Genomic DNA, 21,955 nt, shown 5'->3' with positions numbered 1-21,955 from the left:
TGTGTTAATCCAAGGTAGTGCCGTGAACGCATTGCGCCCGCGGCGAGCCTATCGAAGGATTAACGCGGGTGTCCAGGCAGTGGACATCCGAACCGTCCACTCGGACGGACGCGGATGGATTCGGGGGTCCAGCGATGAACAGAACCGGAAAACCCGTTGTCGGCGAGGCCGCCTTCCCGGAATCGGGATGGCGCACCCCCGCCGACTGCTCCGGCAAGGGCGGTGACTGCGTCGCCGTGAACCTGGAGAACTCGGGCTGGGTCGGGGTCCGCGACACCAAGCGACCCGACGGCCCGGTGCTGAGCTTCACCGACGACGAGTGGACCTCCTTCGTCGCCGCCGTGGGCAGGGGCGAGTTCTCCCGGTGAGGTCCGGGGGCCGGCGGAGCACCCGCCGGCCCCCGCGCGGGTGGGCGGCGGTGGCGAACCATCCGTGAGAGCGATCCGTGAGGTATGTGAGCACAACGACTCAGCGCGAGAGGAACCTCGCCGCGCTCGGCCAGATCCTGAAGGCGTTGCGCAGAGAGCGCGGCATGGTCCAGCGGACCGTCGGGCGAAAGGCGTTCCCCGAGGAGATGAGCCAGAACTTCGTGAGCAAGCTGGAGAAGGGCGAGGTCGACAACGGCAAGCTGCTGGAGCACGTCAAGCAGCTCAAGGACTTCTTCCGCGTAGACGACCGCACGGCCGCGGCGATGGACCGGCTGTGCCAGACACCCGAAACGATGCGCGAATGGCCTCGCGAGCGCGCGGGCGTTGCGCCCTACTTCCAGTTCTTCGTCTCGCAGGAGATCTGGGCCGAGGCCGTCCACCAATGGCAGGACATGCACATTCCCGGCCTGTTGCAGGCGCGGGGCTGCATGTCGGCGCTGTTCGCCGAGGAGAACGAGCCGGAGAAGGTCGAGGAGTTCGCCGCCGCCAGACTCGACAGGCAGACGCTGTTCGACCGGGAGAACCCGCCGAAGTACCAGGCCGTCCTGCACGAGAACGCCTTGCGCAGCCTGCACCAGGTCCGACGCGCGAAGATCGCCGTCGAGCAGGTTCTGCACATCGTCGAGCTGATGCGGAAGTACCCCCATGTCACCGTGCGCATCCTCACCCGGGATCGTGAGCGCGCCGATCTGCCGCCGGGCTATTCCGTTGTGCGTTTCCCCGACGGCGACGGGGACTACGTGCACCTGGAACCGCTCAACAAGGGTTTCTACGAGGACGACGAGTCGTACGTGCAGGAGAGCCTGGCGAACTTCGACCGGTTGTGGACGGCGGCGTTGAGCCGGGAGGCGAGCATCGAGTTCCTTCTCGAACTCGCGCGGGAGTGGTCGGGCTGAGCGGTCACTCCTCGATCGCGCCGCCGATGGCGCGCAGGTGCTTGCGGAAGGTGTGGCCGGGATCGCGGGCGCGCTGGGCCAGGTAGTCCTCGAAGCGGGTCTGCTGGCGCAGTGTCCGGCCCGCGCGGACGCTGTCGGCCTGCGCGCGCTCGGTCGCCCGGATGCCGGCGGCGAGGGCAAGGACCTCGTCGACGCGCTCGGCGGGGACGAAGAGCACGCCGTCGTCGTCGCCGAAGACGAAGTCGGCCTTGGAGACGAGGTGCGGTCCGAAGCGCGCGGTGGTCAGCGCGTGCGGCTCCTGCTCGTCCAGGCGGACCGGGCCGGGCGGGTAGGAGCCGTAGCTGAACACCGGCAGGCCGATCTCGACGAGCTCCGGGGTGTCGCGGTGCAGCCCCCACACGGCGAGACCGGACACGCCCGCCGCGGCGGCTTCGAGGACGGCGAGGTCGCCGACGCACGCCTCGTCCTCGCGGCCGCCGTTGTCGATCACGAGCACGTCGCCGGGCTCGGCGCCCCCGAACGCCTCCAGGAAGACGTCGACGCTGCCGTAGTGGCGCACCGGCAGCGCTCGACCGGCCAGGCGATGCCCCCGGGCGACCGCGCGGATGCCCGAAGGGGCCGACCTCAGCGGCACACCTGCCCGCAGGCACGCGTCGGCCACCAGCGGCGTTGACAGGTCTGCGAAAGCGTCCACCATGGCGATCATCATGACCCCCCGCTACGAGGACGTCGCGCACCGGGCCGTCGCCTGGCTGGTGGAACGGCCGCGACCGGACGACCTCGCGTGCCACTACAAGTCCCCCGCGGTACTCGGTCTCGCCGGGCACCCGAGGGAGGCCCGCGCGGTACTGGAGGAGATCGTGGCGCGGTTCGGCACCGCCGACGGAGACTTCGCCACGGCGGAGGGTGCGAAGAGCCGCAACGCGATCTTCGACGAGATTGGTCCTACCCGCTCGGCCGGAACTAAGCCCGACGTGCTCAGCACGGCGCACCTCGGGCTGGTCGCGCTCCAGCTCGGCGATCTCGGCACCGCGCGCTCGGCCGGGCTGTGGCTGTCGCGGTTCCTGGCGGCGGGCCCCGAGCGGGGACGGGAGTTCCTGCTGCGCGCGAACGGCACCGGGCCCCTTGAGGTATTGAGTACCGGAGCCCCGGACCAGCCGTACTTCATGATCGGGTATCCGATCGCGTTCCTGGCGAAGCTGCACGACGCGACCGGTTCGGCGGACGTCCTCGCCGCGGCGGAGGGTTTCGCGGACTACGCGCTGCGGTGCGGGGAGAACCTGCGGAGCTGCCAGTCCAGCCACAAGGTGGCGTGGGGCACGGTGCTGCTGGCGCGAGCGACTGGGGCTCAGTGCCACGTGGAACTCGCAACCGACATCGCGGAGCACCTGCTCGGGGTGCAGGCGGTGGACGGCTCTTGGTCCCCGGACGCGCCGGACTGCACGACCTTCGACGACCCGGCCGACATCGCGCACCGGCTGCTGGAGATCACGGCCGAACTGCCTCCGCCGTCCGGGTGAACGAGCGCGCTGCGATACTGCGCCGGTGAGCACCGGCACCGGCCTTCAGCAGCAGCGCGCGCTCAGCGCGTGGATCACGCCCCGGATCGCGTGGAGCGCGTTCGGGGCGGCGGTCCTGCTGCACGCGCTGACCTTCCTGATCTGGCCGAAGGCCGCCCCGGTCGGCGTGGACCTGAACGTGTACCGGGCGGCCGGTGAGACCGTGCTCGCCGGGCGCCCGTTGTACGAGGGGCCGATCACCTTCCAGATGGAGTGGACCTACACCCCGTTCGCCGCGCTGGTCTTCGTGCCCTTCGGCGTCGTCCCGGTCATCCCGCTGGCCGCGGTGGTCACCCCCGCGCACCTCCTGCTGGTGATCCCCGCGGTGCTGCTGTCCTGGCGGACACTGGGTTACCGGCGGGACCGCGCCCTCGTGCTGACCTCGGTGCTGATGGCCGGTGCGGCGCTGTGGCTGGACCCGGTGTGGCTGACCACGGCGCTCGGCCAGGTCAACCTGGTGCTGATGATGTTGGTGCTGCTGGACGTCGGCCGGCTGCGCGACTCCCGCTGGCAGGGCGTGCTGATCGGCGTCGCCGCCGGGATCAAGCTCACGCCGTTGATCTTCGTCGGCTATCTGGTGCTCACCGGGCGGTGGCGCGCGGCGGCGACGGCGGTGGCGTCGTTCGCGGGCACGATCGGGCTCGGGTTCCTGTTGCTCCCGCACGACTCGGCGCGGTATTGGGGCGGGGTTTTCCTGTCCTCCAACCGGATCGGCACCACCGCGTCGTACAGCAACCAGTCGATCAGCGGCATGCTCGCGCGGCTCACCGGCGACGGCAACGCCACCTCCACCGCGTGGCTGGTGCTCGCGCTCGTCGTCGGCGTGTTGGGCATGGGCCTCGCGGTGTGGGCGCACCGGCGCGGCGAAGAACTCGTCGCGGTGACCGTGGTCGGCATGACAGGGACCGCTGTGTCCCCGTTCTCCTGGGAGCACCACTGGGTGTGGTTCGTGCCGCTGCTGGTCTACCTGGTGCACGTGGCGCGCACGGCGGGGCGACCCGGCTGGTGGGTGGTCGGCGGCGTCTACGCGCTGACGTTCGCGTGGATCGTCAGCTTCCCCCCGGTCGGCGGGAAGACGCAGCCGGAGATCGGGCTGTTCGCGCTGCGCTCGTGGCCGTGGCTCGAAGCCGTCACCAGCAACGTGTACCTGCTGGTGTTCGCGCTGTCGTCCGCGTGGATCGTGTCGCGACTCCGAAAAACCCCTGCCGCACAGCCTTCCTGACGTTTCGGTCTGGCATGACCACGCCCGGCTACGGGCCTTCGAGCGGGCGAGGGTGGCTTTCGCACGCTCCGGGGTCCCCCGCTTTCAAGCGTTGTGGGCGAAGGCGTGGGGCGCAAGGCGGAAGTGGTGGTTGGGCGGAACTCCGCTCACCGCACGGTCCACTGTGGACAGATGTACCCCGATGTGGCGAGCGGCGGTCAGGGAAGGCGGGCGATGAGGACGCCTCGGGGGTCGAGGGTGACCTGCTCGTCGAGAGCTTGGCCGGTGAGCGCGTCGGTGGCGCCCGGCGGGAGGGGGACGGGGGCGGCGAAGACGTTGTGGTTGAGCAGGAAGAGGAACCGGGTGCCGGTCTCGGTCCTGCGCACGGTCACCTCGACACCGGCGGGAGCGCCGGGGAGGACGGGAGCGGCGCCCGCCTCGGTGGCGGCTCGGCGGAGCAGGGTGCCCATGGTGGTGGCGTCGGGCTTCGTGCCGAGGTAGTAGGCGACGCCCGCGCCGTAGCGGCGGCGGGTGATCGCGGGGCGGCCGGACAGCTCGCCACCGGCGAAGGTCGCCAGGGCATCGGCGCCCTCCAGGTTGATCCACTCCGACCACAGCGTCGCGGTGCCGTGGTGGCCGTCGGCGAGCGCGAGGCCGACGGCGCCGTGCGGGGGCAGCGGCCAGAACTCCTCCACGTGCACGCCGAGCAGGTCGCGGAACGGCGCCGGGTAGCCGCCGAGGTGCACGCGGTCGTTGCTGTCGACGATGCCGGAGAAGAACGACATCACCAGGTGGCCGCCGGCGCGCACGTACTCGGCCAGGTTGGCCGCGACCGCCTCGTCGACCAGGTACAGGTTGGGCACGACCACGAGCCGGTAGCGGCTGAGGTCGGCGGCGGGGTGCACGATGTCGGTGGTGATCCGCGATTCCCACAGCGGGCGGTAGTGCGCGAGGTTGGCCTCGACCTGGCTGAGGTCGGTCGCCGGGTGGGAGTCCGCCTCCAGCGCCCACCAGCTGGACCAGTCCATCAGCAACGCGGCTTCGGCTTCCACCCGCGAGCCGAGGACCTCGGGCAGCGCGGCCAGCTCAGCGCCCAGGTCGGCGACCTCGCGGAAGATCCGGGTCTCCGGGCCCGCGTGCGGCACGACGGCGGAGTGGAAGCGCTCGGCGCCGCCCCGCGACTGCCGGAACTGGAAGTACAGCACCGCGTCCGAGCCGCGCGCCACCGCCTGGTAGCTCCACAGCCGCATCTGCCCAGGAGCTTTGGGGGCGTTGCGATCCCGCCAGTTCACCGCGCTCGGCGCCTGCTCCATCAGCAGCCACGGGCGGCCGTCGCCGAGCGAGCGCATCAGGTCGTAGTTGAAGGCGACCTCGACGTGGGTGTCCGCGCGGTGCGGGTCGGGGTAGGAGTCGTGGGAGATGACGTCCTGGTGCCGCGCCCACTCGAAGAAGTCGACGGACTTGGCCAGCCCGAGCAGGTTGGTGGTGACCGGCACGCCCGGCGCGTGCGCGCGCAGCACGTCCTTCTCCAGCAGGAAGCACTCGAGCATCGCGTCGGAGGAGAAGCGCTGGAAGTCCAGGTTCTGCGCGGGGTTGGGGATCGCGGGAACGGTGCGCGGCGGCAGGACCTCGTCGAAGCAGGAGTAGCGCTGCGACCAGAACGCCGTCGACCACGCCTCGTTGAGCCCGTCGACATCGCCGTAGCGGCGGGCCAGCCACTGCCGGAACGCCTCGGCGGAGACGTCGCAGTAGCAGGTGGAGACGTGGCAGCCGTACTCGTTGCCGATGTGCCACAGCCGCAACGCCGGGTGCTCCGAGTAGCGCTGGGCGATCCGTTCGACGAGCGCGACGGCGTGCTCGCGGTAGACCGGGCTGGACGGGCAGTAGTGCTGGCGCCCTCCCGGCCACAACCGGGTGCCGTCGGCGGTGACCGGCAGCGTCTCCGGGTGCAGCCGGGCCAGCCACGGCGGCGGTGAGGCCGTCATCGTGGCCAGGCAGACCCCGACGCCGTTGTCGGCGAGCTTGTCCAGCGCCCGGTCGCACCAGCCGAAGTCGAACTCCCCCGGAGCGGGCTGGACCTGGGCCCAGCCGAACACGCCGACCGTGGCCAGGGTGATGCCCGCGCGGCGCATCAGCTCCATGTCGGAGTCCCACACCGCCTCCGGCCACTGCTCGGGGTTGTAGTCACCCCCGAAGGCGAAGGCGTCCAGGTGCATCGCCGTCCGGCTGCCGCTCATCGACTCCACCCGACGATGTTGCCAACGGTGTGCCACAGCGTCGAGCACCCAAGCAGGTCGACCTGCTCAGAGGTCGGCGGGCAGGACCAGCCACTCCAGCAGCTCGGAGTCGGCGAGCCGGGCCAGCGCCGCCCTGACCTCGTCGCGGTCGGCGGACCAGCCGCGCTCGGCGAAGTGGTCGGCGACGGCGGCGACGTCGAGGGTGTCGTCGAACTCGTGGGTGAGTTCCACGCGCACCAGCACCGCGAGGTCGAACGGGCTGTCCACCTCGGCGAACTCGGCCTGGTCGATCTCGGCGACCCTGACCCGCTCGCCGGTGGCCTGCTTCTCGGACATGGCGCTGACCTTAACGTCCGCCCGGTCGGAAACCTCCCGCCCCGCCTGGTCAGGTGATCGGAGATGACAACGGTTTCCCCGTAGGCTGCTCGCGAACGATCACGGGGATGGGGTGCTGGGCGTGGCTGAGGCTTTCCGGGCGAGCGTGCGGCTGCGGCGGGTGGCGCGGCAGCTGCGGCAGTGGCGCGACGCCGCGGGCAAGCGGGGGCAGGACATCGCCCCGCAGCTGCGCTGGTCGCCCGCGAAGCTCAGCAAGATCGAGAACGCCGCGCAGCCGATCTCCCCCGTCGACGTGATCGCGCTGGCGCTGATCTACGGGGTATCCGATCCCGAACGGGACCGGCTGTTCCAGGACGCCGTCGCCGCGCAGGAGCGCCAGTGGTGGGAGGACTACGGCACCGAGGCGCTGGTGCAGGTCGCCTACGACTTCGTCGAGCAGGAGGCCGAGGCCGCGCGGCTGTCCACGTTCAAGACGGACCTGATCCCCGGGCTGCTGCAGACCCACAGCTACGCCGAGGCGCTCGCGCTCGCCGATCTGCCGAAGGTCAGCGAGGAGGTCGCCAAGCGGCGCGCCGAGGTCCGCACCGCGCGGCAGGGCCGCATCCGGGGCGAGAACCCGCTGCGCTTCGAGGCGGTGGTCGGCGAGGCCGCGCTGCGCCAGGTCGTCGGCGGCGCCGAGGTGATGCTCGGGCAGCTGGAGCGGCTGCTGGAGCTCGCGGAACTGGAGACCGTGCTGATCCAGGTGCTCCCGTTCTCGGCGGGCGCCGTCCCGGCGATCGGATCGCCGTTCACGGTGCTGTCCTTCGACCAGGACCACTACCAGGACACGGTGTACGTCGAGAACCTGATTTACGGCTTCTACCTGGAGGAACAGGCTTCGGTGGACCGGTATAAGCTCAGTTTCTCCGGCCTACAGGAGGCCGCGCTCGACTCCGACCGGTCGATCCAGAAGATCACCGAGATCGCGGGCGGACTTCGATCCTCATGAGGGAGCCCCCACATGCGCGTCCCGGATTCCTCGGGAGTGTTATGGCGCAAGAGCAGCCGTAGCAACGGCAGCGGCAACGAGTGCGTGGAGATCGGCTTCGCGCGCACCAGGGTCCTGATCCGGGACTCCAAGAACCCGGACGGCCCCGCCCTGACCTTCGGCCCGGCCGCGTGGCACAGGTTCCTCGGCGCGGTGAAGGCGGGTCGTCGCGACGCGGGGTGATCCCATCGGCGGTTTCTTCCGGGGCTGGTCCACGTCGGACCGGCCCCGTTTTTGCGCGCTCGCGGAAGGGGACGAGCGGGCGCCAGGTCGCGGGCGCGCAGTAATTCCACTACCGAACAACAATCGGCCACGCCTCCCGAAGAATGAATCAACCCCAGCCAGTTCCGACACGCGCAAAGGGTTCTGAATCAAGCCGACAACCAGGCAGAAACCGGCTCAACCTGCAGTAAATCACCCAAAACGCCAATACCAAGGACCGGTCAAGATCCCTTAAAAAGGCCATCCGTCAATACCCCCCAGGTCTCCCCCGAATACCCGCCAGGAACGAATACGCCCACCCCGTTCGCCGATAGCCTCGAAAAGAACTCGGGGAGGCAAGACAACACCATGACCGCTTCACACGCGCTGTTGCGCATGAGCAGGTTCCTCAACAGCGGCGAGACCTCGCAGGACCTCCGGGCGGTGCACCTCGAAGGGGGGCGGGAGGCGGACTCGTTCTACCGGGAGCTCTACAGCCACGACAAGGTCGTCTCCTCGACGCACGGGGTGAACTGCACGGGCTCGTGCCGCTGGAAGATCTACGTCAAGGACGGCGTGATCACCTGGGAGAGCCAGGACACCGACTACCCCTCGGTGGGCGCCGACCGGCCGGAGTACGAGCCGCGCGGGTGCCCGAGGGGCGCGTCGTTCTCGTGGTACTCGTACTCGCCCACCAGGGTGCGCTACCCGTACGCGCGCGGCGTCCTGGTCGACGCCTACCGGGAAGCACGACGCGCTCACGCCGACCCGGTCGCGGCGTGGGCGTCGATCGTGGACGACCCGGCGAAGCGCCGCGCGTACCAGCAGGCGCGGGGGCGTGGCGGCCTGGTCCGGGTGGACTGGGACGAGGCGGTGGAGATCGTGGCCGCCGCGCACGTGCACACCTTGAAGAGACACGGTCCCGACCGGATCGCGGGGTTCTCGCCGATCCCGGCGATGTCGATGGTCTCGCACGCGGTGGGCTCGCGGTTCATGTCGTTGATCGGCGCGCCGATGCTGTCCTTCTACGACTGGTACGCGGACCTGCCGGTGGCGTCCCCGCAGGTCTTCGGCGACCAGACGGACGTGCCGGAGTCCGCGGACTGGTGGGACGCGGCGTACCTGGTGATGTGGGGCTCCAACGTCCCGGTGACCAGGACTCCGGACGCGCACTGGATGACCGAGGCGCGCTACCGGGGCCAGAAGGTCGTCGTGGTCTCGCCCGACTACGCCGACAACACCAAGTTCGCTGACGAGTGGCTCGCGCCGCACCCGGGCACGGACGGGGCGCTCGCCTCGGCGATGGGGCACGTGGTGCTGAAGGAGTTCTTCGTCGACTCCGAGGCCCCGTTCTTCACCGACTACGTGCGCCGGTACACAGACTTGCCGTTCCTGATCTCCTTGGAGCGCAAGGACGGCAGCTTCGTTCCCGGGAAGTTCCTGACCGCGGCCGATCTCGGTGACGACAGCGAGAAGGCGGAGTGGAAGACCGTCCTGTTCAACGAGGCGACCGGGGAACCCTTCGTTCCCAACGGTTCCGTCGGGCACAGGTGGTCCTCCTCCGACGAGGGCTCGTGGAACCTGGACCTCGGCGACGTCGTCCCGACGCTGACCCTCCACAGTGGAGGGTGCGAGACGGCCGAGGTGTCGCTGCCGCGCTTCGACGCGGCCGACGGCTCGGGAGCTGTCCTGCGGCGCGGAGTTCCGGTGCGGCGCATCGGCGATCGCCTTGTCACCACGGTGTTCGACCTGTTGCTCGCGCAGTACGGCGTGCACCGCCCCGGCCTGCCGGGCGAGGACTGGCCGACCGGTTACGAGGACGCTGAGCAGCCGTGCACCCCGGCGTGGCAGGAGCAGATCACCTCGGTTCCCGCCGAGCGGGTCACGCGGATCGCGCGGGAGTTCGCTGACACGGCGATCCGCTCGCGCGGGCGCTGCATGATCTTGATGGGCGCGGGCACCAACCACTGGTTCCACTCGGACCAGGTCTACCGGAGCTTCCTGACGTTGTTGCTGCTCACTGGCTGCCAGGGACGCAACGGCGGCGGCTGGGCGCACTACGTCGGCCAAGAGAAGGTCCGTCCGCTCACCGGATGGCAAACGTTGGCATCCGGTACCGACTGGCACCGACCACCGCGCCAGATGATCGGTACCGCGTACTGGTACCTGCACACCGACCAGTGGCGCTACGACGGCTACTCCATGGACGCGCTGTCCTGGCCGCTGGCCAAGGGGAAGCTCGACGGAGCGACGGCGGCGGACTGCCTGGCGGACGCGGCGCGCATGGGCTGGATGCCGTCCTACCCGACCTTCGACCGCAATCCTTTGGATCTCGCGGAGGAAGCCGAAGAACTCGGCAAGGACCCGGTCCAGCACGTCGTCGACGAGCTCCAGACGAAGCGGCTCGGCTTCGCCTGCCAGGACCCGGACGCGCCGGAGAACTGGCCCCGCGTGCTGACGGTGTGGCGGGCCAACCTGCTCGGCTCGTCGGGCAAGGGCAACGAGTACTTCCTGCGCCACCTCCTCGGCGCCGCCGACACCAACCTCCGCACGAGCGCCAACGATCCCGCCGTGCGGCCGAAGTCGGTGAAGTGGCGCGACGAAGCACCCGAGGGCAAGCTGGACCTGTTGCTGTCACTGGACTTCCGGATGACGAGCACCACGTTGTTCTCCGACATCGTGTTGCCCGCGGCGACCTGGTACGAGAAGCACGACCTGTCCTCCACGGACATGCACCCCTTCGTGCACGCCTTCACCGCCGCGGTCGATCCGCCGTGGCAGACGCGCACGGACTTCGAAGCGTTCCACTCGATCGCGCGCCGGTTCAGCGAGCTCGCGAAGACGCATCTGGGAGTGCGCAAGGACATCGTCGCCACGGCGCTCCAGCACGACAGCCCCGGCGAGGTCGCGCAGCCCGGCGGTGTCGCGCGGGACTGGTCGAAGGGCGATGAGGACGCGGTTCCCGGACGCACCATGCCGACGCTGACGGTGGTCGAGCGGGACTACACCGCCGTGGCGGACAAGCTCGCCTCGCTCGGGCCCGTGCTCGACGAGCAGGGCGTGACGATCAAGGGCAGCGTCGTCGGCGTCGCGCCCGAACTGCACTGGCTCGCCGAGAAGAACGGGGTGTCCACACAGGACAGACCGCTGCTGGACACCGACGCGAAGGCCGCCGAGGCGATCCTCGCGCTGTCCGGAACCACCAACGGAGCCCTCGCGCTGCGGGCGTTCCAGGTGCTGGAGAAGCGCGTCGGGCGACCGCTGGCGCAGTTGGCCCACGAGAACGAGAGCAAGCGGATCACCTTCGCCGACACCAAGTCCCGGCCGACGCACGTGGTCACCAGCCCGGAGTGGTCGGGCAGCGAGTCCGGCGGAAGGCGCTACTCGCCGTTCACCATCAACGTCGAGCTGCTCAAGCCGTGGCACACCCTCACCGGCAGGCAGCACTTCTACCTCGACCACGACTGGCAGCACGAGCTCGGCGAGGCGCTGCCGGTCTACCGGGCGCCGTTGGACATGCAACGGCTCTTCGGTGAACCGAGGATCGGGCCGAACGGCGAGCGCGAGGTGACAGTTCGCTACCTCACCCCGCACTCGAAGTGGTCCATCCACTCCGAGTACCAGGACAACCTGATCATGCTGACCCTGTCCAGGGGCGGGCCGACGTTCTGGATGAGCCCGGCCGACGCCGCCGCGATCGGCGTCGCCGACAACGACTGGGTGGAGGCGGTCAACCGCAACGGCGTCGTCGTGGCGCGGGCGATCGTCTCGCACCGGATGCCAGAAGGAACCGTGTTCATGTACCACGCGCAGGACCGGACGGTGAACGTCCCGCGCAGCGAGACCACCGGCAAGCGCGGTGGCATGCACAACTCGCTGACCCGGGTGCAGATGAAACCGACCCACCTCATCGGCGGCTACGCGCAACTGACGTTCGCGCTGAACTACCTGGGTCCCACCGGGAACCAGCGCGACGAGGTCACTGTCATCCGCCGCCGCTCGCAGGAGGTTGAGTACTGATGAGGCTGATGGCGCAGCTCGCGATGGTGATGAACCTCGACAAGTGCATCGGCTGCCACACCTGTTCGGTCACCTGCAAGCAGGCGTGGACCAACCGGGGCGGCGTCGAGTACGCGTGGTTCAACAACGTGGAGACCCGCCCCGGGCAGGGGTATCCGCGCCGCTACGAGGACCAGGAGCAGTGGAAGGGCGGGTGGGAGCGGACCGCGCGCGGCAAGCTCCGGCTGCGCTCCGGCGGGCGCTTGCGCAGGCTGCTCTCGCTGTTCGCCAACCCCGATCTGCCGAAGATCGACGACTACTACGAGCCGTGGACCTACGAGTACCGGACGCTGCTCGACGCCCCGCTCGGCGACGACGTTCCCGTCGCTCGGCCGACGTCCCAGTTGACCGGGAAGCCGACCCAACCGGGATGGGGTCCCAACTGGGACGACGACCTGGCCGGCTCGACGGAACACGGTGTCAAGGACCCGGTGCTCGCGAAGATCGGCGAGAAGATCCGGATGGAGTTCGAGCAGACCTTCATGTTCTACCTGCCCAGGATCTGCGAGCACTGCCTCAACCCCTCCTGCGTGGCGAGCTGCCCCTCCGGCGCGATGTACAAGCGCGCCGAGGACGGGATCGTGCTGGTGGACCAGGACGCCTGCCGCGGCTGGCGGATGTGCGTGACGGGCTGCCCGTACAAGAAGGTCTACTTCAACCACAAGACGGGCAAGGCGGAGAAGTGCACCTTCTGCTACCCGCGGGTGGAAGCCGGTCAGCCCACGGTGTGCGCGGAGACGTGTGTCGGACGGCTGCGCTACATCGGCGTTCTGCTCTACGACGCCGACAAGGTGCTTGGGGCGGCGCGCGTCGAGAACGACCACGACCTGTATCCCGCGCAGCTCAACGTGTTCTGCGATCCGCACGATCCCGAGGTGGTTCGCGAAGCCGAACGGGTCGGCATCCCGCACGACTGGATCACCGCCGCTCAGCGGTCGCCCGTGCACGACCTGATCGCGCGCTACCGGGTCGCGCTCCCACTTCGACCGGAGTTCCGGACCATGCCGATGGTCTGGTACATCCCACCGCTGTCCCCCGTGGTGGACGCCGTCGCGGGCAGCGGCTTCGACGGTGAGGACAGCCAGAACCTGTTCGGTGCCATCGATTCCCTGCGCATCCCGGTGGAGTACCTCGCCGAACTGTTCACCGCAGGAGACCCCGAACCCGTCACCGAGTCGCTGCGCAAGCTCGCCGCGATGCGCTCGTACATGCGTTCGGTCAACCTCGGCGAAGAGCCGGACGCCTCGGTCGCGGCGGCGGTCGGGCTGAGCGAACGTGAGATCAAGTCGATGTATCGGCTGCTGGCGATCGCGAAGTACGAGGAGCGCTACGTGATCCCGACGGCCGGGGTCGGGCGCGCGCACGAGCTGGAATCGATCGCGACCGGGTGCAGCCTGGACACCGACGGCGGACCAGGTATGGGCGGCGGCGGGAACAACGGCGGCAACGGCGGCTCGGTCGACCTGTTCAGCTGGGACGGCAAGAGCAGGCCGGACGGTTTGTTCCGGACGGGGGCGGGCAAGTGATCTCATTGCGCCGCAAGGCAGACCCACGGCTCGTCCGCAGCGTCGCCGGATGGTGCCTCCAGTACCCCGACGAGGTCTTGCTGCGGAACCTCCCAGTCGTGCGTGACGCGGCGGAGTCGTTGTCGCACAAGGAGCTCCTCCATCTGATCGATCACATCGAGGGAACGGAGGACATCGCGCGGCACTACGTCGACGCGTTCGACAGCCGTCCCCGCCGCTGCCTGTACATGACCTGGTACGCCGATGGGGACACCCGGCGGCGGGGTGCGTCCCTGGTGCGGCTCAAGCAGATCTACCGCGCGCACGGGATGGTTCCACCGGAGGAGGAGCTGCCGGACTTCCTGCCCGTGGTGCTGGAGTTCGCCACGACGGGCGACCAAGAGGTGGGCGAGCAGTTGCTGACAGAGTTCCGTCCGGGACTGCGGTTGCTCGCCGACAACCTCGGCCGCTTCGGTTCGCCCTATGAGCTCGCGGTCCGCGCGGTGCTCGCCACGTTGCCGCAGGGCCGCATTCCACTGCCGATGGTCCCGCCCACCGAGCAGGTGGGACTCGATCCCTACCCGATGTCGCTCCCGGGAGCCCACCGATGACCGATGTCCTGCTGTGGGTTGTCGCGCCGTACCTGGCGATCGTGCTGCTCGTCGCGGGCACGGTCTGGCGCTACCGCTACGACAAGTTCGGCCTGTCCACGCGGTCGTCGCAGCTCTACGAGTCGCGGCTGCTGCGCGTCGGCAGCCCGCTGTTCCACTTCGGCCTGCTGATGGTGGTCGGTGGGCACGTGCTCGGCTTGGTGGTGCCGAAGAACCTGACGGAGTTCTTCGGCGTGAGCGAGGAGCAGTACCACCTGGTGTCACTGGGAATGGGCTCACTCGCCGGGCTCGCGACCGTGACGGGCCTCGGGATCCTGTTGTGGCGGCGGGTGAGGACCCCTGCCGTTCGCGGAGCCACCACGGGCAACGACAAGGTGATGTACGTGGTGCTGGTCTGCGTGCTGCTCGCCGGGCTGGCCACCACGGTGATCACCAACGGTGTGCAGGGCGGATACGACTACCGCTCAACGGTTTCGCCGTGGTTCCGAGGGGTTCTCCTGCTGCACCCCGATCCTTCGCTGATGGCGAGCGCGCCGCTGAGCTACCGCGTGCACGTGCTGTTCGCGATGGTGCTGTTCGCGCTGTGGCCGTTCTCCCGGCTGGTGCACGCATTCAGCGCTCCGGTGCGGTACCTGGTGCGGCCGTACATCGTCTACCGCAGCCGCGATGAGCGCCCCGTCGAGCGCAGGATGAGCCGGGAGTGGCAGCGCAGGTGAAGGCCCAGTCCTTGAAGGCGTTGTCATTGAAAGCGCTGTCTTCGAAGGCGCTGTACTGCGGGGCGGCGTCGTTCGTGGCCATCGCCGTCATCGCGGTGCTGGCGATGGCCACGGGCGAGCCGCTGCTGTTCCCCTCGCTCGGCCCGACCGCGTTCCTGATCTTCACCAGGCCCGCGCCACCCACGGCCAGCCCGCGCAACACCGTGCTCGGGCACCTGATCGGCGTCGGCGCGGGCTGGCTGGGGCTGGCCGTGTGCGGGCTGCTGAACACCCCGCCCGACCTCGCTCACGCCGACTGGGCGCGGGTCGGGGCCGCCGCGATCGCGCTCGGCCTGACCTGCGGACTGATGCCGCTGCTCGGCGTCCCGCACCCGCCGGCGGGGGCCACGACGCTGATCGTGGCGCTGGGGCTGCTGCGCACACCGGAGCAGCTCGCCGTGCTGATGACCGGCGTCGTGCTGATCACCCTGCTCGGCGTGGTGATCAACCGGTTGGCTGCCGGTAGCTCACCCGGATCTTCAGCGGAGGGGCGTCCGGAGCGCCGCAGCGGTGTTCGAGCGAGCCGTCGAACGCGATGACCTCCGCACCGTCCCCATGCTCGTACCGGTCGATGGTGAACTGACCGTAGGCGTCCTCGCAGTAGATGCCGCTGTGCACGACCTCGATGCCTGGGGTCGGCCCGTGGCCTTCCTCGTAGCGCCTGGCGTCCCAGTAGGTACCCGGTACCAATTTCTGCCCCGCGGGGGCTTTGAGCGTCACCATCCACTCATCGCGCCACCCGCTGGTGAAGACCCTGACGATGTGGCCGTTGCCGGACATCTCCGCCAGGTGGTCCTGGACGTAGCTGCCCGAACGGCCGCTCACGGGGTGCGCGCCTGCGGCGGCGTCGTACTCGAAGAACGGCGCCGGCGCGGCGACGGCGGTTCCGGTCAGCCCGGTCACGGCGAACGCGGCACCGGCGAGAATCGCTGCGATCTTGTGCATGGCGGAGAGCTTGCTGGTCAGACGGGTGCATGCACATGCGCAGAACTACCCGTCCCGGCTACTCCGGGCGGCGGTGCTTAACCGGTCCTTAGGCGGTGCGACCTAGGTTCGCGAGTCCGGCACGCGTTCCCCCTGCACCGCGTGCCAGGAAGGAATCCGCCATGAGCAAGACTCGTGCCCTCGGACTGACCACCCTCGTCGCGGCCGCTGGACTGGTACTGGGTTCCGGTTGGGCCGCGGCGTCGCCGTCCGGCCAGGACCCGGTGCTCGCGCCCGCCAGCGGTGACGCGGTCGCGATGGCCACCAAGATCTCCCACGCCGACGCGACGAACCGGCTGCGCGCCGCCGGGATCACGTGGTCCTCCAGCGGTGGGTGCAGCGATCGCAACCGCCCCAACTGCACGTCCTTCACCCAGGTCAACCTGGCCACCATCCAGGGCGCCATCACGCTGAAGAACGCTTCTCGCTGCGGGCTCAACGTGACGGGTGGAACGGAGACCGGGCACGCGTCGGGCACCTACAGCCACTGGAACGGCTACAAGCTCGACTTCGGCCTGAGCAGCTGCCTGGACAACTACGTCAAGGGGAACTTCGCCTCCATCGGCGGCAGCAAGTGGAAGGCGCCGTCGGGCAACATCTACTACCGCGAAGGCAACCACTGGGACGTGGTCTTCTACAGCTGCGGGTGCTAGCCCGGTGAACGGGGTCGCCCGCACGGCGACCCCGTTTCTCCGTCAGGCGAACAGATCGATCACGTCCGCTCGACCGAAGTGCTCAGCCCATTCCCTTGCGTCACAGTCGAAACGGTGATCGCGAATGCCGGGATCGGCGCCGCGCTCCAGCAGGAGCCGGACCAGCTCGACATCACCGAACTCGACGGCGGTGTGCAGCGGGGTCTGCCACGGCTCGTCGACCGGCAGGTCGCTCCGCGCGCGGGCGTTCACATCGAAACCCTTGTCCAGCAACAACTTCACGGCCAACGGACGACGCTGAGCGACTGCCCAGACGAGCAGTCCCGGGCGAGCTCCCCGCGCGGCGCTGACGACGGTTTCCGGCGTGGCTTCGACGGCAGCCTCGTCCCCGGCGAGCGCGGCGGCGATGAACGCGTCCACGGGATCGAGTTCGGCGTCATCAGCTCCCAAGCCGCGCAACAACTCCGCCATCGCACTGTGACCGTTGCGCAGCGCGGTCTCCAACGGAGTGATACCCGTGTTGAGCGGACTGAGAACGTCAACACCGTTGCGGGCCAACAACGCCACTCGCTGCAGCTGCCCGTGGAGCACAGCCCACGCGAGCAGCTTGCGCAGCGCCCTTTGCGGCTCGTCAACAAGATCTGGCAGCAACCGCCGCCACGGGCCGCCATCACCGCGCCCGAGGCCGAACGCGAACAGGAGTTCGTAGGCGTCGTCCCGCTCGGAGAACATGCGGTTGTAGAGCGCCTGCCCGTCGTTGGGGTCGGCGCCCGCGGCGAGCAGCACCCGCGCGAGGGCGATGGAGTGCGGGTGCGGCGGTTGATCACCTTCTCCTCCACCGATGGCGCCGGTCAGCAGGGTGAAAGGCGTTGGCAGCCCCAGGAAGAACCGTCCGTCGTTGGGGTCGGCACCCGCGTCGAGCAACATCCGCGCGGCGGTGAGCGTGTCGTCGAGGCCGACATCGAGGCGGGAATAGCTGAGGTACATCAGCGGTGGCCAGCCGTACGGCCCCGTGGGCGCCGACGCCGATGCCCCGGCGGACAAGTGTTGGCGCAACTGGGAAACATCGGCACACGCGGCGGCGACACCGATGCCGGACGCGGGCAGGCCGGGACTCTCACCGAGCAGCCGCGCGGCCTCGGCACGGCGCTGCGGCGCGTCCTCGGCGAAGTTCAGGCACGCCAAACGCAGGAAGCGGTCGGCGGCGGGCTCATCGACGGGCGCTTCGGTGTAGGTCCAGGAACGCGCGTTGATCGCTTCGACGTGCCGCACCAGTCGCGACCAGCTCGCGAAGCCGTGACGTCGCGCGAGCGCGCGTTGCGCGTCGGCCAGGGTGGTGCCCGAGGCGCTTCGAATCTCCTTGGCCTGCTTGCGCAACTGGCCGAGGTGCGGGCGTTCGGGCAGGGGAACGGTCGACATCGCGACCTCCTTCCATGGCCCCGTGGTCCGCGTGACGGGGTGAAAGGAGGTGGTGCGGCCAGGGCACTACCGGTCCTCGCTGGGCAGGCTCAGCCTTTTCCGCGGACCCGGAGGCGGCCCAACCCGCCTCCGGGCAGCGTACCCGCTACTCCGCCGGCGCGAAGCAGCTCTTCTCGGTGGACGTGGCCGGTCAGTCGGTGTCCGGCAGGTTCTCCATCACCATGCCGTCGACCTTGAGCGGCTTCGGCAGCAGGTCGTGCACCGCCATCAGGTCGGCGACCCGCTGGATGCGCACGGTGTCCAGCCGCGTCGGGAACGCGCCCAGGTGCACCAGGCTCGCGGTGACCTGGTCGATGCCCTTGGCGTAGCTGGGCAGGACCTGCTCGACCTTGCCCCGGTCGGAGGCCTCCTTCTGCGCGCGCATCAGCGCCGTGCGGAAGGCCCGCAGGGTCTTCGGGTTGTCCTTGGCGAAGGCGGCCGTCGTCGCGTAGCCGGAGATGGGGAAATCACCGGTGGCCCCCTGGGCGACGTCCAGCACCGGGATCGCGCCGAAGTTGCGCTCGGCCTGGGTGATGAACGGCTCGACCATGACCGCGGCGTCGACCTGCTTGGCCTTCAGCGCGATCGGCATGTTCTGGAACGGGATCTCCACCCAGCTGACCCCGCCGTGGTTGACGCTGTGCGCGTCCATCGAGGCCTTGGCGAGCAGTTCCGCGATGGCGCCGCGGACGGTCACCGCGATCCGCTTGCCCGCCAGGTCCTGCGGTGTGGTGATCGAGGAGCCCTGCGGGACCGCGATGACGAAGTTGTGCGGGCGGGTCTGGTACCCGTCGGCGATCAGCTTGAGGTCGGCGACCCCCTTGGACTGGGCCTCGAAGAAGGACATCCAGTTGCCGACGGAGATGTCGAAGCTCGCGCCGACGAGCCCGGTCACGCTCGTGGCGCCACCGGGGATGCCGACCGTCTCGACCTCCAGGCCCGCGTCCCGGAAGTAGCCCTTCTGGATCGCCATGTGCAGCGGCGCGTAGTCGATGATCGGCATCGCGCCGACCTTGATCCGGGTCTTCTCCAGCCCGGTCCCCTCGGCGCCGCCGTCGGCCGCCCGGGAGCCGGAGTCCCCGCCCAGCAGGCCGCAGCCCGAGGCGACGAGCAGCAGCGAGAGGGCGGCGAGCAGTGCCCGCACTTTTCGTCCAGTGATACTGCGCGACATTTTCACATATTCTTTCCGACGAGGGCCCGATGACCACGAGAGTTATACCAGTCAAATCCGCGACCATTGCGGATGACAGCGCAGGTACCGAAGTATCACTATCGATACCAACTATTTGCAGCTCTCCGCCGAACGAGTGACCGTGATCTGACCGTTTCCAGGTCGCGAATGCGCCCTCTGAACCGGTTCACCAGCCCGCATAGACAAGTCTCCGCAGACGCTTGCCGCCCTTCCCGAATGGCCCGCCATCGACCTGGACGGGGGCGCGACCCGCACGTATTTCCCCGACCGCTACCGGGAATGACGGCCTTATCGGACCTTCGGCCCACGTCGAACGTGGTCCGTTCGGACGAGCCGGTGGAACATGCACATCGCACGGTGGCGCCGACGTGGTCCGCCGATGCGCCCGTACCCGCGAGCCGCGTCGGTGAGCAGTCCTTATGCGTGCCGCTGATCAATCCGGCTAGGAAGCGGAAGAATGTGTCGCTAGGGTCTGCCCGCCACATATCCGGATGCAGTTCGAGCAGTTCGTGAGGAGCAACGTGATCGCTGTCGGCGGCAGGCGCGTCGTGGTGACCGGAATCGGTGTTGTCAGTTCGCTTGGCAGCACGGTCGAAGACTTCTTCACCAATCTGTGCGACGGTCGGAGCGGGGTCGGCGAGCTGACCCGCTTCGACACCTCGCGGTGTCCGATCAAGCGGGCCGCCGAGCTGACGGACTTCGATCCGGCCGAGCACGGCATCTCCGAGCGCGACATCCGGGTCACCGCCCGGTTCCAGTGGCTGGCCATCGCCGCGTCGCAGGCCGCTGCCGCCGACGCCGGGCTCGACCTGCCGCGCAACGAGGTGCACTCCGACTCCACGAGATCACCGAAGAAGCTGGACCGCTTCGGTGTCGCCATCGGCGTGGCTTACTCCAACGCGGAGATCCTGCAGCGCCAGTACAAGCTGCTGGAGCAGGGCGGGAGCCGGTCGATCTCGGCGCGGCTGTGCAACCTGACGCTGCCGAACTCCCCGACCTCGGCGGTGTCCATCCGGCACGGCCTGACCGGCCCGCTGGTGACCGTCAGCGGCGCGTCGGCCTCCGGGGCGGAATCGCTGATCGCCGCCTACGACAAGATCAAGTACGGCCGCGCCGAACTGATGCTGACCGGCGGCGCGGAGTCCGCGGTCAACGAGATCACCATCGCCGCGTTCGCGCAGAACCGCACCGGCTCGCGGATCGGCGTCTGCCGCCCCTTCGACGACAAGCGCGACGGCACGATCCTCGGCGAGGGCGCGGGTGTGGTGGTGCTGGAGGAACTGGAGCACGCCAGGGCGCGCGGCGCGCGGATCTACGGCGAGGTGCTGGGCTACGGCCTGCGCGGCGACGCCTACGACATGTCCGACATCCGACCCGACGAGGCGCCCGGCATGCGCGCGTGCCTGGAGGAGGTGCTGCTCGACGCGGGGGTCAGCACCGCCGAGGTCGGCTACATCAACGTGCACGGCACCGGGACCAAGATGAACGACCCGGCGGAGGCCTTCGCCATCCGCAAGGTCTTCGGCTCCGACCCCGCGACCAGCCCGATGGTCAGCGGTACCAAGGGGGCCACCGGCCACATGCTCGGCGGCACCGGCGGCGTCGAGTTCATCACCGCGCTGCTGGCCAGTCACCGCGACGTGGTGCCGCCGACCTACGGGCTGGAGAACCCCGACCCGCGCTGCGCGGACCTCAACCACGTCATGGGCAAGGCGATCCCGGCTCCGGTGCCGACCGCGATCACCACCAGCGTGGGCATGGGCGGCAACAACTCCGCCATCATGGTCCGCGGTTGGTCCGGCGGCGAAGAGCCGGTGTAGCTGGTGAGCGGGAGTGCCATGCGCGAGGTCGTTGTCGTCGGGGCGGGTCCGGTCGGTCTGTGGCTGGCCGCGGAGCTGCGCAGGACCGGGGTGGAGGTCACCGTTCTCGAACGGCTGACCGAGCCCGTCCCGCACGCCAAGTCGCTCACCATGCACCCCCGCACCCTGGAACTGCTCGCGATGCGCGGGGTGGCCGATCGCTGGCTCGCCGAGGGCAAGCAGCTGCCGACAACGCACTTCGCGTTGCTGGACAACAGGTTGAGCTACGCGGAACTTGATACCAAGTACCGGTTCGTACTGTTCCTCCCGCAGCCGAGGACCGAGGCCCTGCTCGCCGAGCACGCCTCGGACCTCGGCGTGGAGGTGCTGCGCGGCCGAGCGGTGACCGGCGTCCGCTCCCTCGGTGACTCCGTCGTCGTGGAGACCGACACCGGCGAAACCTTCCACTCCCACTGGGTTGTCGGCTGCGACGGTCCGTCCAGCACCGTGCGCAAGGCCGCCGGTATCGAGTTCCTCGGGAGCCCGTCGACGCTGAGCGTGCCGCTGGGCGACGTCCGCCTCGCCGACCCGCCGGAGTCGGTGTCGTTGACCGTCAACGGGGACAACGGCGCACTGTTCCTGGTGGCACTGGGTGGCGGCCGGTACCGGGTCTCACCGACCGACCACTCGATGCTGCACGTGCCCAAGGACGAGCCGCTCACGTTGGCGGAGCTCAAGGAGAGCACCCGCCGTGTCGTCGGCACCGACTTCGGCATGCACGACCCCTCGTACCTGGCACGCTTCGGCAACGCCACCCTCCAGGCGGCGCGGTACCGCAACGGCCGGGTGCTGCTCGCCGGCGACGCCGCGCACATCCACATGCCGTTGGGGGGCCAGGGATTGAACCTCGGCATGCAGGACGCCACGAACCTCGCCTGGAAGCTCGCCGCGGTGATCCAGGGCTGGGCGCCCGAGGAGCTGCTGGACACCTACGAAACGGAACGGCATCCCGTCGGGGCCCGAGTCCTCGACGACACCCTCGCCCAGACCTCGC

The 21,955-nt window shown here is 69.3% G+C and carries 20 protein-coding genes; 14 read left to right on the top strand and 6 right to left on the bottom strand.

The genetic code is table 11. The features are described from left to right. Positions 1-134: 134 nt before the first annotated feature. Positions 135-368 (top strand): DUF397 domain-containing protein, encoded by a 234-nt coding sequence (locus CCN37_RS29885; protein ID WP_086827240.1) that lies wholly within the window; start codon positions 135-137, stop codon positions 366-368. An 86-nt stretch (positions 369-454) separates the two neighbouring features. After that, positions 455-1,324, top strand: coding sequence for a helix-turn-helix transcriptional regulator (locus CCN37_RS29880; RefSeq protein ID WP_086827238.1), 870 nt, complete (start codon positions 455-457; stop codon positions 1,322-1,324). Between the two features lie 4 nt (positions 1,325-1,328). Here CCN37_RS29880 and CCN37_RS29875 read toward each other — a convergent pair whose 3' ends face one another. After that, positions 1,329-2,021, bottom strand: a complete 693-nt coding sequence (locus CCN37_RS29875) for an RraA family protein (protein ID WP_086827236.1) — start codon at positions 2,019-2,021, stop codon at positions 1,329-1,331. Here CCN37_RS29875 and CCN37_RS29870 point away from each other — a divergent pair. Together CCN37_RS29870 and CCN37_RS29865 are read left to right on the top strand one after the other, a co-directional pair. Next, the gene (locus CCN37_RS29870; protein ID WP_086827234.1) at positions 2,020-2,844 is read left to right on the top strand and encodes a hypothetical protein; all 825 of its coding nucleotides are present in this window, start codon (positions 2,020-2,022) and stop codon (positions 2,842-2,844) included. The genes CCN37_RS29875 and CCN37_RS29870 overlap by 2 nt on opposite strands. Before the next feature lie 25 nt (positions 2,845-2,869). After that, positions 2,870-4,105, top strand: coding sequence for a glycosyltransferase 87 family protein (locus CCN37_RS29865; protein WP_086827233.1), 1,236 nt, complete (start codon positions 2,870-2,872; stop codon positions 4,103-4,105). Positions 4,106-4,302: 197 nt separating this feature from the next. On the opposite strand, the gene CCN37_RS29860 is transcribed toward CCN37_RS29865, so the two are convergent. Further along, positions 4,303-6,321, bottom strand: a complete 2,019-nt coding sequence (locus CCN37_RS29860; RefSeq protein ID WP_086827231.1) for a beta-galactosidase — start codon at positions 6,319-6,321, stop codon at positions 4,303-4,305. A 66-nt stretch (positions 6,322-6,387) separates the two neighbouring features. Then, complete coding sequence (locus CCN37_RS29855; protein WP_086827229.1) at positions 6,388-6,657, bottom strand: hypothetical protein; 270 nt, start codon at positions 6,655-6,657, stop codon at positions 6,388-6,390. Positions 6,658-6,778: 121 nt separating this feature from the next. Between CCN37_RS29855 and CCN37_RS29850 the strand changes: the two genes are divergently transcribed. The 7 genes from CCN37_RS29850 to CCN37_RS29820 all read left to right on the top strand — a co-directional run bounded on the left by CCN37_RS29850 (position 6,779) and on the right by CCN37_RS29820 (position 15,354). Then, positions 6,779-7,645 (top strand): helix-turn-helix transcriptional regulator, encoded by an 867-nt coding sequence (locus CCN37_RS29850; protein ID WP_168200925.1) that lies wholly within the window; start codon positions 6,779-6,781, stop codon positions 7,643-7,645. A 12-nt stretch (positions 7,646-7,657) separates the two neighbouring features. Next, positions 7,658-7,867, top strand: coding sequence for a DUF397 domain-containing protein (locus tag CCN37_RS29845; protein WP_086827226.1), 210 nt, complete (start codon positions 7,658-7,660; stop codon positions 7,865-7,867). A gap of 387 nt (positions 7,868-8,254) precedes the next feature. Continuing rightward, a complete protein-coding gene (locus tag CCN37_RS29840; protein ID WP_086827224.1) occupies positions 8,255-11,905 on the top strand; it encodes a nitrate reductase subunit alpha in 3,651 nt (1,216 codons plus the stop codon). Then, entirely contained in the window at positions 11,905-13,470 is a 1,566-nt protein-coding gene (narH, locus tag CCN37_RS29835; protein WP_086827222.1) for a nitrate reductase subunit beta, read from the top strand. The genes CCN37_RS29840 and narH overlap by 1 nt, the downstream gene beginning before the upstream one ends. Continuing rightward, positions 13,467-14,060, top strand: coding sequence for a nitrate reductase molybdenum cofactor assembly chaperone (narJ, locus tag CCN37_RS29830; protein WP_086827220.1), 594 nt, complete (start codon positions 13,467-13,469; stop codon positions 14,058-14,060). The genes narH and narJ overlap by 4 nt, the downstream gene beginning before the upstream one ends. Continuing rightward, entirely contained in the window at positions 14,057-14,776 is a 720-nt protein-coding gene (gene narI, locus CCN37_RS29825; protein WP_086827218.1) for a respiratory nitrate reductase subunit gamma, read from the top strand. The genes narJ and narI overlap by 4 nt, the downstream gene beginning before the upstream one ends. Then, the gene (locus CCN37_RS29820) at positions 14,761-15,354 is read left to right on the top strand and encodes an HPP family protein (RefSeq protein WP_246843388.1); all 594 of its coding nucleotides are present in this window, start codon (positions 14,761-14,763) and stop codon (positions 15,352-15,354) included. The genes narI and CCN37_RS29820 overlap by 16 nt, the downstream gene beginning before the upstream one ends. Here CCN37_RS29820 and CCN37_RS29815 read toward each other — a convergent pair. Further along, positions 15,260-15,760, bottom strand: a complete 501-nt coding sequence (locus CCN37_RS29815) for a hypothetical protein (RefSeq protein WP_086827216.1) — start codon at positions 15,758-15,760, stop codon at positions 15,260-15,262. The two genes, CCN37_RS29820 and CCN37_RS29815, sit on opposite strands and share 95 nt — an antisense overlap. Positions 15,761-15,921: 161 nt before the next feature. Between CCN37_RS29815 and CCN37_RS29810 the strand changes: the two genes are divergently transcribed. Continuing rightward, positions 15,922-16,452: a hypothetical protein gene (locus CCN37_RS29810; protein ID WP_086827213.1), complete on the top strand. Its 531-nt coding sequence runs from the start codon at positions 15,922-15,924 to the stop codon at positions 16,450-16,452. Positions 16,453-16,494: 42 nt separating this feature from the next. Here CCN37_RS29810 and CCN37_RS29805 read toward each other — a convergent pair whose 3' ends face one another. Further along, complete coding sequence (locus CCN37_RS29805) at positions 16,495-17,871, bottom strand: ankyrin repeat domain-containing protein (RefSeq protein ID WP_086827211.1); 1,377 nt, start codon at positions 17,869-17,871, stop codon at positions 16,495-16,497. Positions 17,872-18,061: 190 nt separating this feature from the next. Next, complete coding sequence (locus CCN37_RS29800) at positions 18,062-19,081, bottom strand: ABC transporter substrate-binding protein (protein ID WP_086827209.1); 1,020 nt, start codon at positions 19,079-19,081, stop codon at positions 18,062-18,064. Positions 19,082-19,623: 542 nt separating this feature from the next. Here CCN37_RS29800 and CCN37_RS29795 point away from each other — a divergent pair. Both CCN37_RS29795 and CCN37_RS29790 read left to right on the top strand, forming a co-directional pair. After that, positions 19,624-20,922: a beta-ketoacyl synthase gene (locus CCN37_RS29795; protein ID WP_168200924.1), complete on the top strand. Its 1,299-nt coding sequence runs from the start codon at positions 19,624-19,626 to the stop codon at positions 20,920-20,922. A gap of 18 nt (positions 20,923-20,940) precedes the next feature. Next, on the top strand, positions 20,941-21,955 hold a 1,015-nt coding region (locus tag CCN37_RS29790; RefSeq protein WP_086827204.1), incomplete at its 3' end, for an FAD-dependent monooxygenase.

Origin of the sequence: Allokutzneria sp. NRRL B-24872 (assembly GCF_002155965.1) — a bacterium.
Taxonomy (GTDB): domain Bacteria; phylum Actinomycetota; class Actinomycetes; order Mycobacteriales; family Pseudonocardiaceae; genus Allokutzneria.
Note: the sequence above shows the minus strand (reverse complement) of the source record. Positions and strands in the feature narration are given on the sequence as shown.

Excerpts from the sequence above, each read along its gene's own strand:
- CCN37_RS29800 (WP_086827209.1), bottom strand. The coding sequence starts at position 19,081 with ATGTCGCGCAGTATCACTGGACGAAAAGTGCGGGCACTGCTCGCCGCC.
- CCN37_RS29810 (WP_086827213.1), top strand. The coding sequence starts at position 15,922 with ATGAGCAAGACTCGTGCCCTCGGACTGACCACCCTCGTCGCGGCCGCT.
- narI (WP_086827218.1), top strand. The coding sequence starts at position 14,057 with ATGACCGATGTCCTGCTGTGGGTTGTCGCGCCGTACCTGGCGATCGTG.
- CCN37_RS29805 (WP_086827211.1), bottom strand. The coding sequence starts at position 17,871 with ATGTCGACCGTTCCCCTGCCCGAACGCCCGCACCTCGGCCAGTTGCGC.
- CCN37_RS29845 (WP_086827226.1), top strand. The coding sequence starts at position 7,658 with ATGCGCGTCCCGGATTCCTCGGGAGTGTTATGGCGCAAGAGCAGCCGT.
- CCN37_RS29815 (WP_086827216.1), bottom strand. The coding sequence starts at position 15,760 with ATGCACAAGATCGCAGCGATTCTCGCCGGTGCCGCGTTCGCCGTGACC.
- CCN37_RS29840 (WP_086827224.1), top strand. The coding sequence starts at position 8,255 with ATGACCGCTTCACACGCGCTGTTGCGCATGAGCAGGTTCCTCAACAGC.
- CCN37_RS29875 (WP_086827236.1), bottom strand. The coding sequence starts at position 2,021 with ATGGTGGACGCTTTCGCAGACCTGTCAACGCCGCTGGTGGCCGACGCG.
- narH (WP_086827222.1), top strand. The coding sequence starts at position 11,905 with ATGAGGCTGATGGCGCAGCTCGCGATGGTGATGAACCTCGACAAGTGC.
- CCN37_RS29855 (WP_086827229.1), bottom strand. The coding sequence starts at position 6,657 with ATGTCCGAGAAGCAGGCCACCGGCGAGCGGGTCAGGGTCGCCGAGATC.
- CCN37_RS29870 (WP_086827234.1), top strand. The coding sequence starts at position 2,020 with ATGGCGATCATCATGACCCCCCGCTACGAGGACGTCGCGCACCGGGCC.
- CCN37_RS29885 (WP_086827240.1), top strand. The coding sequence starts at position 135 with ATGAACAGAACCGGAAAACCCGTTGTCGGCGAGGCCGCCTTCCCGGAA.
- CCN37_RS29860 (WP_086827231.1), bottom strand. The coding sequence starts at position 6,321 with ATGAGCGGCAGCCGGACGGCGATGCACCTGGACGCCTTCGCCTTCGGG.